Raw genomic sequence first — 15,866 nt, forward strand, 5'->3', positions numbered from 1 at the left:
AGGTGTTTTAACAAATCAAAAGGGGTTTTAATAACTGGCTTAAAGCTGAAAGCTTTCCGGAACCCCCAGCCTAGCTGGGGGTTTTCTGTGCACAATAAAAAAGGAGACGCAAGCGTCTCCTTTTCAATCGTAGGCCGGGCAAGCGAAGCGCCTCCGGCAATTTATCAGGCTTCCAGCTCCGCCATGTCGCCTTTCTCCTGCAGCCAGTTACGGCGGTCTTCAGAACGCTTCTTGGCCAGCAGCATGTCCATGGTAGCATCAGTCTGCTGTTCATCTTCATCGGTGATGTACAGCTGCACCAGGCGGCGAGTGTTCGGATCAAGCGTAGTTTCGCGCAGCTGCATCGGGTTCATTTCACCCAGACCTTTAAAGCGCTGTACGTTCGGCTTGCCTTTCTTGCGCTTAAGCTGCTCCAGCACGCCCGCTTTTTCCTCTTCGGTCAGGGCATAGTAAACCTCTTTGCCCAGATCAATGCGGTACAGCGGCGGCAGCGCCACGTAGACGTGGCCTTCTTTCACCAGCGCGCGGAAGTGCTTCACAAACAGCGCGCACAGCAGCGTCGCGATGTGCAGACCATCGGAGTCCGCATCCGCGAGGATACAGATCTTGCCGTAGCGCAGCTGGCTGAGATCCGAACTGTCCGGATCGATACCGATCGCCACGGAAATATCGTGCACTTCCTGCGAGGCCAGCACTTCATCAGAAGAGACTTCCCAGGTGTTGAGGATCTTACCTTTGAGCGGCATGATCGCCTGATATTCACGATCGCGCGCCTGCTTGGCAGAACCGCCTGCGGAGTCACCTTCGACGAGGAACAGTTCGGTGCGAGCCAGATCCTGCGCGGTACAGTCAGCCAGTTTACCCGGCAGCGCCGGGCCGCTGGTGAGCTTTTTACGCACCACTTTTTTCGCCGCGCGCAGACGGCGCTGGGCGCTGGAGATAGCCATTTCGGCCAGCAGCTCAGCCGCCTGGACGTTCTGGTTCAGCCACAGGCTGAAGGCATCTTTCACCACGCCGGAGACAAACGCCGCGCACTGACGGGAAGAGAGACGTTCTTTCGTCTGCCCGGCGAACTGTGGGTCCTGCATCTTCACCGACAGCACGTAGGCGCAGCGATCCCAGATATCTTCCGCCGACAGCTTCACGCCGCGCGGCAGAATGTTGCGGTATTCGCAGAACTCGCGCATCGCGTCGAGCAGGCCCTGACGCAGGCCGTTAACGTGCGTCCCGCCCTGCATGGTCGGGATCAGGTTGACGTAGCTTTCGGTCAGCAGCTCGCCGCCTTCCGGCAGCCATAGCAGCGCCCAGTCCACCGCTTCAGTTTCGCCAGAGAAGTTACCGACAAACGGCTTTTCCGGCAGCAGCGGCAGGCCATTCACGGCTTCGCAAAGATAGTCGTTCAGGCCGTCGGCGTAGCACCAGGTCTGTTCGGTGTCGTTCACTTTGTCTTTAAAGACGATTTCAACGCCCGGGCAGAGTACCGCTTTCGCTTTCAGCAGGTGGCTTAAGCGGGAAACGGAAAAACGCGGGCTGTCGAAGAAGCTTTCATCTGGCCAGAAGTGGACGCTGGTCCCGGTATTGCGTTTACCGCAGGTACCAGTGACGTGCAGATCTTCAACCTTGTCGCCGTTTTCAAACGCGATGGTGTAGACCTGACCATCGCGACGAACGTTGACCTCAACGCGCTTCGACAGGGCGTTGACCACCGAGATCCCCACGCCGTGCAGGCCGCCGGAGAACTGGTAGTTTTTGTTGGAGAACTTACCGCCCGCGTGCAGGCGACAGAGGATCAGCTCAACGGCCGGAACGCCTTCTTCCGGGTGGATATCGACGGGCATACCGCGGCCGTCATCGATCACTTCCAGTGATTGATCGGCATGAAGAATAACCTCAACACGCTTGGCGTGCCCGGCAAGCGCTTCATCCACACTGTTATCAATCACTTCCTGACCAAGGTGGTTCGGACGTGTGGTATCTGTGTACATCCCCGGGCGGCGGCGAACCGGCTCAAGCCCGGTGAGTACCTCAATGGCATCAGCGTTATAAGAAGATTGCGTCATGATCTATTCGTAGGTAGTTGGCGCTGCTTAATGCAACCCCAGAAAATCGATAATCTGTGTGAAGTGATCTTCAAAGCCGGTAAATGCGTGATTACCGCCCTCCTCTACCGTTTGTCGGCAGGAGGCGAAATAGTTCACGGCCTGGCGGTAATCAAGCACTTCGTCACCGGTCTGCTGAAGCAACCAGATAAGATCCGGTGCCTCCAGTGGGTCAATTTGCATGACTTTGAGATCGTAAATATGGCGTGACTCTAGCACATATTGCTGCCCAGTGTAGGGATTCTCATTCGGCCCCAGGAAATTCACCAGCAGCTCAAACGGGCGTATCGCCGGGTTCACCACCACCGCCGGCAGCATGAAACATTGGGACAACCAGGTTGCATAATAGCCGCCCAGCGATGACCCCACGATGCCCAGCGGTTCACCGCCGTGTTTCAGCACCAGCGCTTCCAGCATCTCCGCCGCTTCCGCCGGATAGGCCGGCAACTGCGGGATCAGCATATTCACGTCGGGATAGTGCTCCGCCAGCCACTGCTTAAGCGCCGTGGCCTTTGCCGACAGCGGGGAACTGTTGAATCCATGTAGATAAAGGAGCGTTGACATCAATAGCCTTCGGATGCGGTATCAGGATGGAATTCGCATCCGGCAAGGCGGCAAACTTCGGTGGTTAATGAACCATCGTCATGCAGCTCAAGCCAGCGCCATCCAGGGGAAGCGGTATCCAGCGTGAAGTTGGCACAGTGTGGTTTAAACTGCACGCAGGTTGACGGCGTGGCCATGATGCGACGACCGTTCCAGTCGACATCCAGTTCCTGATGAATATGACCACAAAGCAGGTTTTTTACGCGAGGGTAGCGTACCAGCACATTATCCAGCGCCCCTGCGTTACGCAGGCTGTGCTGATCGAGCCAGCTGCATCCCGCCGGCAGCGGATGATGATGCAGCAACAGCAGCGTGTGCCGGTCCGGCGCTTCCGCCAGCCGTTTTTCCAGCCACTCAAGCTGGAACTCGCTCAGCTCGCCGTGCGGCACGCCGAACACCTGACTATCCAGCAGGAGGATCTGCCAGTTTTCGCCCACTAGTACCCGCTTGGCCGGGGAGATCCCCGCGTCCTGAAGCGTGCTGTACATGGATGGCTGGAAGTCATGATTTCCCGGCAACCAAACGCAGGGTGCAGCGAAACTCGCGATGCCGTCAGCAAAGTGCTGATAGGCCGCGGATGAATGGTCCTGCGCTAAATCGCCCGTCGCCACCACCAGGTCAACGTCACGCGCCGAGGCATGGATAGCCTGCAAGACGGCGTGATAGCTTGCCCAGGTGTTCACGCCTAACAGCGTTTCATCTTTTTCCGCAAACAGGTGAGTATCAGTGATTTGCAGTACCCTGACACTGGCCCCACCAGCCAGAGGAAGGTTTAAAAGGCTTTCCAAATGGTGTCCTTAGGTTTCACGATGCAAACATACACATCATCCTTTCATGCTGCGTCATCGCTGGCAGCGTTCCAGATACAGCTTGAAAGGTGCTATGTACAAACCGGAATCGCCATCGCTCCATGTGCTAAACAGTATCTTAGCCAATCAGCTAAAAACTGATTAATTTGATGCTTTTCGTCGCGTTGATGCAACTTTTTATTTGGATAATCATATCGCGCTTTGAAGCGAAAGATCTGCTGACTTGAACACACTTCAGCCACCATCGCATCGTGATACAGCCGTACGCTCATCGACGGCAGGCTCCAGTAGCTCACCGCCGGGTGCGTCTGCTCAATCGCTACCAGCGTAGTGTAGCGGGTTGATTCCGTTATCGTTAACCGATATTGCGCATTGGCCACCTGATAGTTCACCGTTTCGCCGGCTTCATCAACGCGCGGCAGTAAGCGACGTAATTGTGCGAAATTGGTCTCGCACAGGCGCATCATTTCTGGGAAGTCAGGTGTATAACGCTTCATTTGGCCCACTCTTTTCGTAAGTCCTGATAATGCAGCTGTAGCCATTGCAAAGCGATGACAGAAGCTGCGTTGTCAATTTTTCCCTCTTCTACACATTGATAAGCGTACTCCCGGCTTACCACATGAACCCGGATATCTTCGTGTTCATCCGCCAGGCCATGAATACCTTTGGCCGTTGTTGCATCCACTTCACCGACCATAATGGTCAGGCGCTCGCTGGTGCCTCCAGGGCTTGCCAGATAACTCAGACACTCTTTTACCCGGCCGAGTTCAAGCCCGGCCTCTTCCTGCGATTCGCGACGAGCTACGTCCTCTACGCTTTCGCCCTCTTCAATCATGCCGGCCACCATTTCCAGCAGATAAGGGGTTTCGCTGGTGTCATAGGCCGCAATGCGGATTTGCTCAATCAGCACCACTTCGTCACGCACTGGGTCAAAGGGTAGCAAGACCGCAGCGTGACCGCGCTCAAAAATTTCGCGCCGGACTTCGCCGCTCATCTCGCCGTTGAACAGACGATGGCGGAAACGGTACACATCAATCGAAAAAAAACCGCGATATACCGTTTCTCGTGCAATAATTTCTACATCATTTTTCGAGAGGGTAACCACTGGGTTACGTGATTTTGTCATGGCCTTGCCTATGCTGTAATTGTGGTGAAATTGTGGATTTAAAATCCGTTTGTCTTAGGATCCACTCTCTCTGTGGTAGATTGGTGCAAATTAACGCCAGATGGCACATTACGACAACTTTTTAACGTGGCAGACTCTGGTACAATCGGCGAATATTTTTTCTGTGAATTAGATCAGCGCTAAGCTTCACAACAAGGAATGCAAATGCAAATGAAGAAATTGCTCCCCATCCTTATTGGTCTGAGCCTTACGGGTTTCAGTACAATGAGCCAGGCAGAGAACCTGTTACAGGTCTATCAGCAGGCACGTACCAGTAACCCAGATCTCCGTAAATCCGCAGCAGACCGCGATGCCGCATTCGAAAAGATCAACGAAGCGCGTAGCCCGCTGTTACCGCAGTTAGGTTTGGGTGCCGATTATACCTATACCAATGGCTTCCGCGACAATAACGGCGTGAACTCCAACGCAACCAGCGGCTCGCTGACGTTAACGCAAAGCCTGTTTGATATGTCCAAATGGCGTGCTCTGACCCTGCAGGAAAAAGCGGCAGGCATCCAGGACGTGACCTATCAAACCGATCAGCAGACGCTGATCCTGAATACCGCCACGGCGTACTTTAACGTGTTGAGCGCAATTGACTCGCTCTCCTATACCGAAGCGCAGAAACAGGCGATTTACCGCCAGTTGGATCAAACCACTCAGCGCTTTAACGTGGGCCTCGTGGCGATTACCGACGTGCAGAACGCCCGTTCACAGTACGATACCGTACTGGCGAATGAAGTGACCGCGCGTAACAACCTCGACAACGCCGTTGAAGCACTGCGTCAGGTGACCGGTAACTACTACCCAGAGCTGGCGTCTTTGAACGTCGACAGCTTTAAAACGGACAAACCGCAGGGCGTTAACTCGCTGCTGAAAGAAGCGGAAAACCGTAACCTCTCCCTGTTGCAGGCTCGCCTGAACCAGGACCTGGCGCGTGAACAGATTCGCCAGGCGCAGGACGGCCATCTGCCGACGCTGGATTTGAACGCCTCTACTGGGGTGTCCAACACCTCCTACAGCGGTTCTAAAACCCGTAATTCATCTCAGTACGACGACAACGATGCCGGCCAGAACAAAATTGGCCTGAGCTTCTCCCTGCCGCTGTACCAGGGCGGGATGGTTAACTCACAGGTGAAACAGGCGCAGTACAACTTCGTCGGCGCCAGCGAGCAGCTTGAAAGCGCGCACCGCTCCGTCGTGCAGACCGTGCGTTCTTCCTTCAACAACATCAATGCCTCTATTAGCAGCATCAACGCCTACAAACAGGCCGTGGTTTCTGCGCAGAGTTCATTAGACGCGATGGAAGCGGGTTACTCCGTGGGTACGCGTACTATCGTTGACGTGTTGGATGCAACCACCACGCTGTACAACGCTAAGCAGCAGCTCTCCAGCGCGCGTTATAACTACCTGATCAACCAGCTGAATATCAAAAATGCGCTGGGTACGCTCAACGAGCAGGATCTGATTGCGCTGAACAATGCGCTGGGTAAAAACGTCGCAACCTCTACCGACAGCGTTGCGCCACAGAATCCGCAGCAGGACGCTTCAGCAGACGGCTATACCTCTCCGGCGACCAGCAAAGCGCGTCTGCGCTAAGGCCTCTCGCCGTATTGAAAAGGGTTCGCTTTTAGCGAGCCTTTTTTCATTCTCTTGCGCTAACGTAAGGCAACGTAAAGATCCGCCGCTTTACGCCCTTCTTCGCTTCATTTTCAACCACTCATCCACTATCCTGAGCGTTATTGCAATACCACTCTACTGGGTCCAGGAAGAACACAATGAAACGGACGAACAATATTCAACACGCCGCCTTCCGTAAAAGCTGGGGCGCGCGTCACCTCACGCCGGTCGCATTAGCCGTTACCGCGGTATTCATGCTGGCAGGCTGTGAAAAAACTGACGAAACCGTCACCCTGTATCAGAACGCGGACGACTGCTCAGCAGCGAATCCGGGCAAAAGCGCCGAGTGTAAAACCACCTTCGATAACGCGCTGAAAGAAGCCGAACGTACCGCGCCGAAGTACGCCAGCCGTGAAGACTGCGTCGCTGAATTTGGCGAAGGCCAGTGCCAGCAGGCACCAGCTCAGGCCGGTATGGCACCTGCCAGCGGTGAAAACCAGGCGCAGGCGCAAAGCAGCGGCAGCTTCTGGATGCCGCTGATGGCGGGCTACATGATGGGCCGTATGATGAGCGGCGGCATGGGCGGCTACCAACAGCAACCAGTCTTCACCTCGAAGAACCCATCCAGCCCGGCCTACGGTAAATACACTGATGCCGGCGGTAAAAACTACGGTGCAGCGCAGCCAGGCCGTTCGATGAACGTACCGAAAACCGCCATGGCGCCAAAACCGGCAACCACCAGCACCGTGACTCGCGGCGGCTTCGGTGAGTCCGTGGCGAAACAGTCCACCATGCAGCGTAGCGCGTCGGGCACCACCACCCGTTCAATGGGTGGCTGATTAACATGGAAAGAATCAGCATTACTGAACGCCCGGACTGGCGTGAAAAAGCGACAGAGTACGGCTTCAACTTTCACACCATGTACGGCGAGCCGTACTGGAGCGAAGAAGCTTACTACAAGCTGACGCTGGCGCAGGTTGAAAAGCTGGAAGAGGTTACCGCTGAACTGCACCAGCTGTGCCTGAAAGTGGTTGAGCGCGTCATCGCCAGCGATGAACTGATGGCGAAGTTCCGCATTCCAAAGCACACCTGGACCTTCGTCCGTCAGTCATGGCAAACGCAGCAGCCGTCGCTCTACTCGCGTCTCGATCTGGCGTGGGACGGCACCGGTGAACCGAAGCTGCTGGAAAATAACGCCGATACGCCAACGTCACTGTACGAAGCGGCTTTCTTCCAGTGGATCTGGCTTGAAGATCAGATCAACGCGGGCAACCTGCCGGAAGGCAGCGATCAGTTCAACAGCCTGCAGGAAAAGATCATCGAGCGCTTCAACGTGCTGCGCGAACAGCACGGCTTCCAGCTGCTGCACCTGACCTGCTGCCAGGACACGGTGGAAGATCGCGGTACCGTGCAGTATCTGCAGGACTGCGCCGCTGAAGCCGGCGTGGCGACCGAGTTCCTCTATATTGATGAGATCGGTCTGGGCGAAAAAGGCCAGTTTACCGATCTGCAGGATCAGGTCATCAGCAACCTGTTCAAGCTCTATCCGTGGGAATACATGCTGCGCGAGATGTTCTCTACCAAGCTCGAAGATGCTGGCGTGCGCTGGCTGGAACCGGCCTGGAAGAGCATCATCTCTAACAAAGCGCTGCTGCCGCTGCTGTGGGAGATGTTCCCGGATCACCCAAACCTGCTGCCAGCCTATTTTGCCGAAGACGATCATCCAGAGATGGACAAATTCGTGGTGAAGCCTATCTTCTCCCGCGAAGGCGCAAACATCTCGATCGTTGAGAACGGTAAAACCATCGAGCAGGTGGAAGGGCCGTACGGTGAAGAGGGGATGATCGTGCAGCAGTTCCATCCGCTGCCGAAATTTGGTGATAGCTACATGTTGATTGGCAGTTGGCTGATTAACGACGAACCGGCTGGGATTGGCATCCGTGAGGACAGAGCGTTGATCACTCAGGATCTGTCACGCTTCTACCCCCACGTTTTCGTCGAATAATCGTTAACCGATTAGCACCGACAGCATACTTAAGGAGCCCATTTCGATACCGTCTACCGGGATCGTGATGGGCTCTTCGCCATCCCAGGCCCCCAGCACATAAAGCAGCGGCAGGAAGTGATCCGCCGTTGGGTTCGACAATGAACCGCCTTCATGCATCAGATAGTTCACCAGCGGATGCTGCTCTACCGGCCCTTTCCAGTCCAGGTTTGCCTTCACATAGTCGTTAAACGACGTTGCCCATGGGTAAGGCGTTGAATCACCGTGCCATTTCGCCGTACGCAGGTTGTGCACCACGTTGCCGCTCGCCACCAGCATAATGCCTTCATCGCGCAGGCTCGCCAGCTTACGACCCATTTCAAAGTGCCACGCCGCTGGCTTAGTGCTGTCGATACTCAGCTGCACCATCGGGATGTCCGCATTCGGGTACATCTTAATCAGCACGCCCCAGGAGCCGTGATCGAAGCCCCAGGCTTCTTTATCCAGCGCCACCGGAACCGGTGCCAGCAGCTCTACCAGCTTCTGCGCCAGCGCCGGGGAGCCCGGAGCCGGGTAATGGGTATCGTAAAGCGCCTGCGGAAAACCGCCGAAATCGTGGATCGTTTTCGGGGTTTCCATCGCCGTCACGCCCGTGCCGCGGGTAAACCAGTGCGCAGACACCACCACGATCGCTTTCGGACGCGGTAAGGTTTCGCCAAGGTGCTGCCAGGTACGGGTATAGAGGTTATCTTCCAGTACGTTCATCGGGCTACCGTGACCTAAAAACAGTGCTGGCATTCGGCTACGAGACATGATGTTATCCTTCCAGAGGGAATAATTGAATAACACCACATTAACCTGTTTTGAGTGAGGATAAACTCAGATAAGCGTGATGATGATCTTCAGAAAATTTGAATGTAAGGATGAAGTAAAGAATAGCGTCGCCTCTCGCCACGGCTGACGATTTTCAATATCATGAATGATAATCATTATCATAAGGAGTAAGCGATGTCGGTACCGCTGATTCTGACATTACTGGCAGGAGCTGCCACCTTCATTGGTGCAATACTCGGGGTTATCGGACAAAAACCGTCCAACCGAGTACTCGCTTTTTCACTCGGCTTCGCCGCCGGCATTATGCTGCTGATCTCCTTAATGGAGATGCTGCCCGCCGCGCTCGACGCTCCCGGAATGTCGCCGGTATTGGGCTACGGGATGTTTGTCGTTGGCCTGATTGGCTATTTCGCCCTCGATCACATGTTGCCGCATGCGCATCCGCAAGATTTGATGCAGAAAAACACCCAGCCGCTGCCGCGCAATATCCGCCGCACCGCCGTGCTGTTAACCCTCGGCATCAGTCTGCACAACTTCCCGGAAGGTATCGCCACCTTCGTCACCGCCAGCAACAACCTTGAGCTTGGCTTCGGCATTGCGCTCGCCGTGGCGCTGCACAATATTCCTGAAGGGCTGGCGGTTGCCGGGCCGGTCTATGCCGCCACGGGCTCAAAGCGTAAAGCGGTATTCTGGGCGGGGATTTCCGGTATGGCAGAAATACTCGGCGGCGTGCTGGCGTGGGCGATCCTTGGCAGCATGGTGTCACCGGTGCTGATGGCCTCGATTATGGCGGCCGTCGCCGGGATTATGGTCGCCCTTTCCGTCGATGAACTCATGCCGCTGGCCAAAGAGATTGACCCTAACAACAACCCCAGCTACGGCGTGCTGTGCGGCATGTCGGTTATGGGGATGAGCCTGGTGATTCTGCAGTCGATGGGCATTGGCTAACGTCAGGCAATAAAAAAGCCCGGTGCGTATCGCAAACCGGGCTTCATCACGTAGGCCGCTAGATTAGCTGGCTTTACGCTCGTGTTCACGACGGTAGGCCACCAGATCTTCGATGGTCACCAGCGCCATGTTATGTTTCTTCGCAAACTCGATGCACTCTGGCGCGCGTGCCATGGTGCCGTCGTCGTTGGTCAGTTCACACAGCACGCCTGCTGGTTTAAAGCCTGCCAGCGTCACCAGATCGATAGTCGCTTCGGTGTGACCACCACGGGTCAGTACGCCACCCGCCTGCGCGCGCAGTGGGAAAACGTGACCAGGACGGTTCAGATCGGAAGGTTTCGCATTGTCGGCAATCGCCGCGCGAACGGTGGTCAGACGGTCAGCGGCAGAAACGCCGGTGGTCACGCCGTGAGCCGCTTCGATGGTGACGGTAAAGCCGGTGCCGTAGGCGCTGGTGTTGTTTTCTACCATCATTGGCAGTTCCAGCTGTTTACGACGTTCGTCGGTGAGACACAGACAAACGATGCCGCTACCGTGACGGATAGTCAGCGCCATTTGTTCAACGGTCATGTTTTCGGCGGCAAAGATCATGTCGCCTTCGTTCTCGCGATCTTCGTCGTCCAGCACCATCGCACCGCGACCTTCGCGCAGAGCAACAAGCGCGTTTTCAACGCGTTCGAACGGAGTACCAAAAGAGGAAAGTAGCGTCTGATTCATGGTAAAAAAACCTCATTAATATTATGGTTACCAGAATCAGGGCAGTCTTAGGAGTGCCGATATAACGGCAAATAGATAACGCGAGCGGGTGCTTAACCCAACTGAGTCGTTACTCTCTCCCATCCGGACTCTAACCGTCGGCCCCGGAATTACACCGGATCTGCTGACCTTCCCATGTTCATAGGAAGCGCTCGCGGGCTTTCAGCCGTAGCTGATTTACCGCCGGTGGGGAATTTCGCCCCGCCCTGAGAATAAGCGTACTCACTATAACGCCAATGACTATCTTCGGCAATGCATAAGCTTCGAACAATTCTGGTTTATCGCACCGGGATAAGACACTACAATAGCCTTCATGCCGACAGAATCAGGGAACAAGAGATGATCGACCCGAAAAAAATTGAACAAATTGCCCGCCAGGTCCACGAGTCCATGCCGAAAGGTCTGCGTGAGTTCGGTGATGATATTGAGAAGAAAGTTCGTCAGGTGATCCAGTCGCAGCTGACGCGCCTTGACGTGGTGAGCCGTGAAGAGTTTGACGTGCAGACTCAGGTTCTGCTGCGTACGCGTGAGAAGCTGGCGCTGCTGGAACAGCGGATTAGCGAGCTGGAAAACCGCGCTGCGGCACCGGCTGTAGACGACAAAGAGTAATCGTTGTTGAGTGCCGGATGGCGGCTACGCCTTATCCGGCCCACAAATCGGATGCTCGAGAAGTTGTAGGCCGGATAAGCGTAGCGCCATCCGGCATCAATAGTGCGCTACTTCTCGCTATCTTTCTGAATCTTCTTGATAATATTGGTCGTTGAACAACCATCTTCAAAGTTCAGCACCAGCACCTCACCACCGTTGGCCCACACTTCTTCGCTACCGGCAATTTGCTCTGGCTTATAGTCACCGCCTTTGACCAAACGATCCGGCAGGATCCCGGCAATCAGACGCTGCGGGGTATCTTCTTCAAACGACACCACCCAGTCGACCGACTCCAGCGCGCCCAGCACGATCATGCGCTGATCCAGCGGGTTAACCGGACGGGTTTCGCCTTTCAGGCGCTTGGTTGAAGCATCGCTGTTCACCGCGACGATCAGACGATCGCCCAGCTTACGTGCGTTAGCCAGATAGGAGACGTGCCCCGCGTGCAGAATATCGAACACGCCGTTGGTCATCACCACTTTCTCGCCGCGACGACGAGCAGCGGCAACCGCCTGCTTCAGTTCTTCTTCGCTCATCACGCCAAAACCGGTGTCTGCACGACCGCGCACGGCGTTTTCCAGTTCGATAGGTGAAACGGTAGACGTACCCAGTTTACCCACCACTACGCCCGCCGCGGCGTTGGCAAAGAAGCACGCCTCTTCCAGGGTATTACCGGAAGCCAAAGTCGCTGCAAGCACACCGATAACGGTATCGCCCGCACCGGTCACATCGTACACTTCCTGCGCCTGCGTCGGCTGATGCAGCGGTGCTTTGCCCGGCTGCAGCAGCGTCATGCCCTGCTCGGAACGCGTCACCAGCAGCGCGGAAAGATCGTAATCGGCAATCAGCTTCATGCCGCGCTCAACGATCTCGGCTTCGTCTTTACACTTGCCTACCACCGCTTCGAACTCAGAGAGGTTTGGCGTCAGCAGCGTTGCGCCACGGTAGCGTTCGAAGTTGGTGCCTTTCGGGTCGATCAGTACCGGCACGTTCGCTTTGCGCGCCAGTTGGATCATCTGCTGTACGCTTTCCAGCGCGCCTTTGGCGTAGTCGGACAGCACCAGCGCACCAACGCTCGGCAGACCGCTCTGGATGCGGTCATGCAGCGGCTGTGGATCTACGCCGGCAAACCCTTCTTCAAAATCCAGACGGATAAGTTGCTGGTTACGCGACAGCACGCGCAGCTTGGTGATGGTCGGGTGCGTAGGTACAGAAACAAAGTCACACTTCACGTTGACGTCGGCCAGCGCTTTATTCAGCGCGCGCGCCGCATCGTCAATGCCGGTCAAACCGACCAGACGCGAACCCGCCCCCAGGGATGCAATGTTCATCGCCACGTTTGCCGCGCCGCCAGGACGTTCTTCGATAGTTTCCACCTTCACCACGGGAACCGGGGCTTCCGGGGAAATACGACTGGTTGGGCCATACCAATAGCGATCCAGCATGACGTCGCCAACCACCATCACTCCTGCGCGTTCAAATTCCGGCAGCGTTACTTTCATTCTTGTCTCCTGGGAGAATCAAAATTTTGGCGCGATAATAGCACATTTCACGGTTGAACCAGCCACTTCTGCCAGCTGGCGCTGACCAGTTCACGTTCCCGAAGGAAGCTTGATAAATCGACATTTCCCGGCAGCTCCTGAAGCGCCAGGTGATGCAACGCATCGCGCAACGTGGTATAGGCGCGGGTGAGCGCCTGTGCTTCGTGCTCGTCCATAATATCGTTTTGCGCCAGCAGTTCGAGAATGCGCACGTTATCCGACCAGCGAGTCAGCTTCGGCTTCTCGTGGGCGTAGCGCAGCACCAGGTACTGGGTAATAAACTCAATATCGGTGATCCCGCCCGCATCGGTTTTGATATCAAAACGATCGCGCTGTTTACCGCCAAGATGAGCGCGCATTTTTTCACGCATTTCACGCACTTCGGTTTGCAGCGCGCTGCCTTCCCGCGCGGTAGTCAGGATCTGTCGGCGAATGTCGTCAAACTGCTGCTGCAACTGTGGGTCGCCGTAGACCACGCGAGCTCGCACCAGCGCCTGATGCTCCCAGGTCCACGCTTCGTTTTGCTGATAATCAGCAAATGATTCGGCGGTGGTCACCAGCATGCCCGCCGCGCCGGATGGGCGCAGACGCGCATCGACTTCATACAAAATGCCGGACGAAGTACGGGTGCTGAACAGGTGCATGATGCGCTGCGCCAGACGCAGATAGAACTGACGGCCATCGATTTCTCGTTCGCCGTCGGTCATCGCATCCATCGGGCAGTCATGCAGGAACACCAGATCCAGATCCGAACTGTAGCCCAGCTCCCAGCCGCCAAGCTTGCCGTAGCCAATCACCGCAAAGCCGCGACCGTGGCGCTCCCGCAGATGGGTTGGCTGACCGTAGCGCGCCACCATCTGTACCCACGCCTGCTGAACAACAGCGTCTATCATCGCCTCTGCAAGCCAGGTTAAGTGGTCGCTGACCTTCATCACCGGCAACGTACCGGCAATATCGGCGGCGGCAATGTGCAGCAGCTGCGCCTGCTTAAACTGGCGCAGGGCTTCCAGCTGCTGCTCTTCGTCCTCTTCCGGTACGCGCAGCAGATACTGGCGCAGCTCGTCACGATAGGCATCGGTCGCCGTCGGTTGGTAGAGCGTGTTCGGGTCAAGCAGCTCATCCAGCAGCAACGGGTAGCGTGCCAGTTGGCTTGCCACCATCGGTGACGCGGCGCACAGACGGATTAGATGCTTTAAGGTACCAGGATATTCGCTTAACAGCTCGAGGTAGGTGGTACGAGTAACGATGCCGCTCAGCAGCGGGGTAATGCGCGTGAGCAGCACCGTAGCATCTTCGCGCGAGCACACTTCGCTCAGCAGATGCGGCATCAGCGAATCCAGCACCTGACGCCCGCGCGGGCCTATAGTGCGTTTATCCAGCTCTTTGCGGAAATCAGCGATTTGCGACAGCACCCGCTGGCGGTCATCGCTGCCCAGATGCACCAACCCCGCTGGTGAGTCATCTTCCTGCAGGGTGTCCTGCCACAGCTCACGCCAGGATTCCGAAAGCTGCTCTTCCTGCGATGGCTCTTCATCGTCGCCGATAAGTTCGTTAAAGACGCGGCGAACTTCGGCCATCAGCGCATCCAGCCGCGCGGTCATCGTGGCCCAATCGGCAAAATGCATCCCCCATGCCAGACGGGCGCGATTGAGGTCATCGCCGGGCAGCGTCTGCGTCTGTTCGTCGTTGATACTTTGCAGCAGGTTTTCGAGGCGGCGTAAGAATAGATAGGCTTCACGCAGCGCCTGCGCGTCGGTTTCCGACAGCAAATTCAGCGTTTCAATGGCCTTGAGGGTCGGCAGCAGCGAGCGGCTTTGCAGCATCGGTTCGCGCCCGCCGCGAATCAGCTGAAAGACCTGGACGATAAACTCAATTTCACGAATACCGCCCGCCCCGAGCTTGATGTTGTCCTTCAGGCCACGGCGGCGCACTTCACGGGTGATCATCCCTTTCATATTACGCAGCGACTGGATCACGCTGAAGTCGATATAGCGGCGGAAGACAAACGGCCGCAGCATCGCCCGCAGCTCGCTGGTGTAAACGCCGTCGTCATCGCCCATGATCCGCGCTTTGACCATCGCATAGCGCTCCCAGTCGCGCCCCTGCTCCTGGTAATAATCTTCCAGCGCCGCAAAACTCAGCACCAGCGGGCCGCTGTCACCAAACGGCCTTAAGCGCATATCAACGCGGTAGACAAAGCCATCCTGCGTCGGTTGGTCCAGCACTTTAATCAGACGCTGGCCCAGACGCGTAAAGAACTGCGCGTTATCCAGCTCACGACGCCCGCCCTGGGTGCTGCCATGCTCCGGCCAGGCAAAGATCAGGTCGATATCAGAGGAGAAGTTAAGCTCTCCGCCGCCCAGCTTGCCCATCCCGAGGATCAGCAGCGGCTGCGGCACGCCTTCCGCGCTGCACGGTGTGCCCCAATCGCGACAGCAGGCCTCGTAAAGCCAGTTACGCGCGTTGACGATCAGCGTCTCCGCCAGGTGGCTCAACTGCTGTAACGTATCCTGTTCCGACACCTGCGACAGCGCCTGCGCCCAGGCAATACGCACCATCACCCGGCGACGGAACAGCCGCAGGGCGCGCATCAGCGCCGTTTCATCATAAACTTCCGCCAGCTCCGCCTGAAGCCAGCCCGCGTATTGCCGCCACTCATCCGCCTGCGGCGGGTCGCTTTCCAGCGACGCCAGCCACTCAGGATGCGCCGTTAAACTTTGCTGAACAAAATCACTAAAGGTGAAAACAGCCTGCGCTTCACTACCGAGCGCCTTGAGAGGGAAATCCTCCGGAGCACGCTCAACGAGCATTTGCCAGTGCTGCTGTAACTGCGAAGAAAGCGGCGTCATACGCGGGTTC

At 56.4% G+C, this 15,866-nt stretch carries 14 protein-coding genes and 1 riboswitch; of the genes, 5 read left to right on the plus strand and 9 right to left on the minus strand.

Features of this window, described 5'->3' with window-relative positions:
- Positions 1-164: 164 nt before the first annotated feature.
- The 5 genes from parE to nudF all read right to left on the minus strand — a co-directional run bounded on the left by parE (position 165) and on the right by nudF (position 4,637).
- The gene (gene parE, locus ACLGE8_RS08400) at positions 165-2,060 is read right to left on the minus strand and encodes a DNA topoisomerase IV subunit B (protein ID WP_185668386.1); all 1,896 of its coding nucleotides are present in this window, start codon (positions 2,058-2,060) and stop codon (positions 165-167) included.
- A gap of 27 nt (positions 2,061-2,087) precedes the next feature.
- Positions 2,088-2,663, minus strand: coding sequence for an esterase YqiA (gene yqiA, locus ACLGE8_RS08405; protein ID WP_410997869.1), 576 nt, complete (start codon positions 2,661-2,663; stop codon positions 2,088-2,090).
- Positions 2,663-3,490 carry a 3',5'-cyclic-AMP phosphodiesterase gene (cpdA, locus tag ACLGE8_RS08410; protein ID WP_410997870.1) on the minus strand — a complete coding sequence of 276 codons (828 nt, stop codon included), beginning with the start codon at positions 3,488-3,490 and terminating at the stop codon, positions 2,663-2,665. The genes yqiA and cpdA overlap by 1 nt, the downstream gene beginning before the upstream one ends.
- A 92-nt stretch (positions 3,491-3,582) precedes the next feature.
- On the minus strand, positions 3,583-4,008 hold the full coding sequence (locus ACLGE8_RS08415) for a DUF1249 family protein (RefSeq protein WP_333498757.1): 426 nt from the start codon (positions 4,006-4,008) through the stop codon (positions 3,583-3,585).
- A complete protein-coding gene (gene nudF / locus ACLGE8_RS08420; RefSeq protein WP_410997872.1) occupies positions 4,005-4,637 on the minus strand; it encodes an ADP-ribose diphosphatase in 633 nt (210 codons plus the stop codon). The genes ACLGE8_RS08415 and nudF overlap by 4 nt, the downstream gene beginning before the upstream one ends.
- Positions 4,638-4,847: 210 nt before the next feature.
- Between nudF and tolC the strand changes: the two genes are divergently transcribed.
- The 3 genes from tolC (at position 4,848) to ACLGE8_RS08435 (ending at position 8,301) form a co-directional block, all read left to right on the plus strand.
- The gene (gene tolC, locus ACLGE8_RS08425; RefSeq protein ID WP_410997874.1) at positions 4,848-6,275 is read left to right on the plus strand and encodes an outer membrane channel protein TolC; all 1,428 of its coding nucleotides are present in this window, start codon (positions 4,848-4,850) and stop codon (positions 6,273-6,275) included.
- A 179-nt stretch (positions 6,276-6,454) separates the two neighbouring features.
- On the plus strand, positions 6,455-7,135 hold the full coding sequence (locus ACLGE8_RS08430) for a DUF1190 family protein (RefSeq protein ID WP_185668391.1): 681 nt from the start codon (positions 6,455-6,457) through the stop codon (positions 7,133-7,135).
- Between the two features lie 5 nt (positions 7,136-7,140).
- Positions 7,141-8,301, plus strand: coding sequence for a glutathionylspermidine synthase family protein (locus tag ACLGE8_RS08435; protein WP_410997876.1), 1,161 nt, complete (start codon positions 7,141-7,143; stop codon positions 8,299-8,301).
- Between the two features lie 3 nt (positions 8,302-8,304).
- Here the strand turns inward: ACLGE8_RS08435 and ygiD are convergent, their stop codons facing one another.
- Entirely contained in the window at positions 8,305-9,093 is a 789-nt protein-coding gene (gene ygiD / locus ACLGE8_RS08440; protein ID WP_410997878.1) for a 4,5-DOPA dioxygenase extradiol, read from the minus strand.
- A gap of 195 nt (positions 9,094-9,288) precedes the next feature.
- Here ygiD and zupT point away from each other — a divergent pair, with 195 nt between their 5' ends.
- Positions 9,289-10,062 (plus strand): zinc transporter ZupT, encoded by a 774-nt coding sequence (zupT, locus tag ACLGE8_RS08445; RefSeq protein WP_410997880.1) that lies wholly within the window; start codon positions 9,289-9,291, stop codon positions 10,060-10,062.
- Between the two features lie 63 nt (positions 10,063-10,125).
- Here the strand turns inward: zupT and ribB are convergent, their stop codons facing one another.
- Positions 10,126-10,779, minus strand: coding sequence for a 3,4-dihydroxy-2-butanone-4-phosphate synthase (gene ribB / locus ACLGE8_RS08450; RefSeq protein ID WP_185668394.1), 654 nt, complete (start codon positions 10,777-10,779; stop codon positions 10,126-10,128).
- Positions 10,780-10,886: 107 nt separating this feature from the next.
- A riboswitch (FMN riboswitch) is annotated at positions 10,887-11,036 on the minus strand.
- 121 nt (positions 11,037-11,157) lie between these two features.
- On the opposite strand from ribB, the gene ubiK reads away from it, so the two are divergent.
- Positions 11,158-11,427, plus strand: a complete 270-nt coding sequence (gene ubiK, locus ACLGE8_RS08455; RefSeq protein WP_234508350.1) for a ubiquinone biosynthesis accessory factor UbiK — start codon at positions 11,158-11,160, stop codon at positions 11,425-11,427.
- 107 nt (positions 11,428-11,534) lie between these two features.
- On the opposite strand, the gene hldE is transcribed toward ubiK, so the two are convergent.
- Both hldE and glnE read right to left on the minus strand, forming a co-directional pair.
- Complete coding sequence (hldE, locus tag ACLGE8_RS08460; protein ID WP_410997883.1) at positions 11,535-12,968, minus strand: bifunctional D-glycero-beta-D-manno-heptose-7-phosphate kinase/D-glycero-beta-D-manno-heptose 1-phosphate adenylyltransferase HldE; 1,434 nt, start codon at positions 12,966-12,968, stop codon at positions 11,535-11,537.
- Between the two features lie 47 nt (positions 12,969-13,015).
- On the minus strand, positions 13,016-15,856 hold the full coding sequence (gene glnE, locus ACLGE8_RS08465) for a bifunctional [glutamate--ammonia ligase]-adenylyl-L-tyrosine phosphorylase/[glutamate--ammonia-ligase] adenylyltransferase (protein WP_410997884.1): 2,841 nt from the start codon (positions 15,854-15,856) through the stop codon (positions 13,016-13,018).
- Between the last annotated feature and the right edge of the window lie 10 nt (positions 15,857-15,866).

It is taken from the genome of Kluyvera sp. 142486 (assembly GCF_046569695.1).
Lineage (GTDB): Bacteria > Pseudomonadota > Gammaproteobacteria > Enterobacterales > Enterobacteriaceae > Kluyvera.

Bases quoted from the DNA above. Each gene is read 5' to 3' on its own strand.
- parE (WP_185668386.1), bottom strand. From the start codon at position 2,060: ATGACGCAATCTTCTTATAACGCTGATGCCATTGAGGTACTCACCGGG.
- yqiA (WP_410997869.1), bottom strand. From the start codon at position 2,663: ATGTCAACGCTCCTTTATCTACATGGATTCAACAGTTCCCCGCTGTCG.
- ACLGE8_RS08415 (WP_333498757.1), bottom strand. From the start codon at position 4,008: ATGAAGCGTTATACACCTGACTTCCCAGAAATGATGCGCCTGTGCGAG.
- nudF (WP_410997872.1), bottom strand. From the start codon at position 4,637: ATGACAAAATCACGTAACCCAGTGGTTACCCTCTCGAAAAATGATGTA.
- tolC (WP_410997874.1), top strand. From the start codon at position 4,848: ATGAAGAAATTGCTCCCCATCCTTATTGGTCTGAGCCTTACGGGTTTC.
- ACLGE8_RS08430 (WP_185668391.1), top strand. From the start codon at position 6,455: ATGAAACGGACGAACAATATTCAACACGCCGCCTTCCGTAAAAGCTGG.
- ACLGE8_RS08435 (WP_410997876.1), top strand. From the start codon at position 7,141: ATGGAAAGAATCAGCATTACTGAACGCCCGGACTGGCGTGAAAAAGCG.
- ygiD (WP_410997878.1), bottom strand. From the start codon at position 9,093: ATGTCTCGTAGCCGAATGCCAGCACTGTTTTTAGGTCACGGTAGCCCG.
- zupT (WP_410997880.1), top strand. From the start codon at position 9,289: ATGTCGGTACCGCTGATTCTGACATTACTGGCAGGAGCTGCCACCTTC.
- ribB (WP_185668394.1), bottom strand. From the start codon at position 10,779: ATGAATCAGACGCTACTTTCCTCTTTTGGTACTCCGTTCGAACGCGTT.
- ubiK (WP_234508350.1), top strand. From the start codon at position 11,158: ATGATCGACCCGAAAAAAATTGAACAAATTGCCCGCCAGGTCCACGAG.
- hldE (WP_410997883.1), bottom strand. From the start codon at position 12,968: ATGAAAGTAACGCTGCCGGAATTTGAACGCGCAGGAGTGATGGTGGTT.
- glnE (WP_410997884.1), bottom strand. From the start codon at position 15,856: ATGACGCCGCTTTCTTCGCAGTTACAGCAGCACTGGCAAATGCTCGTT.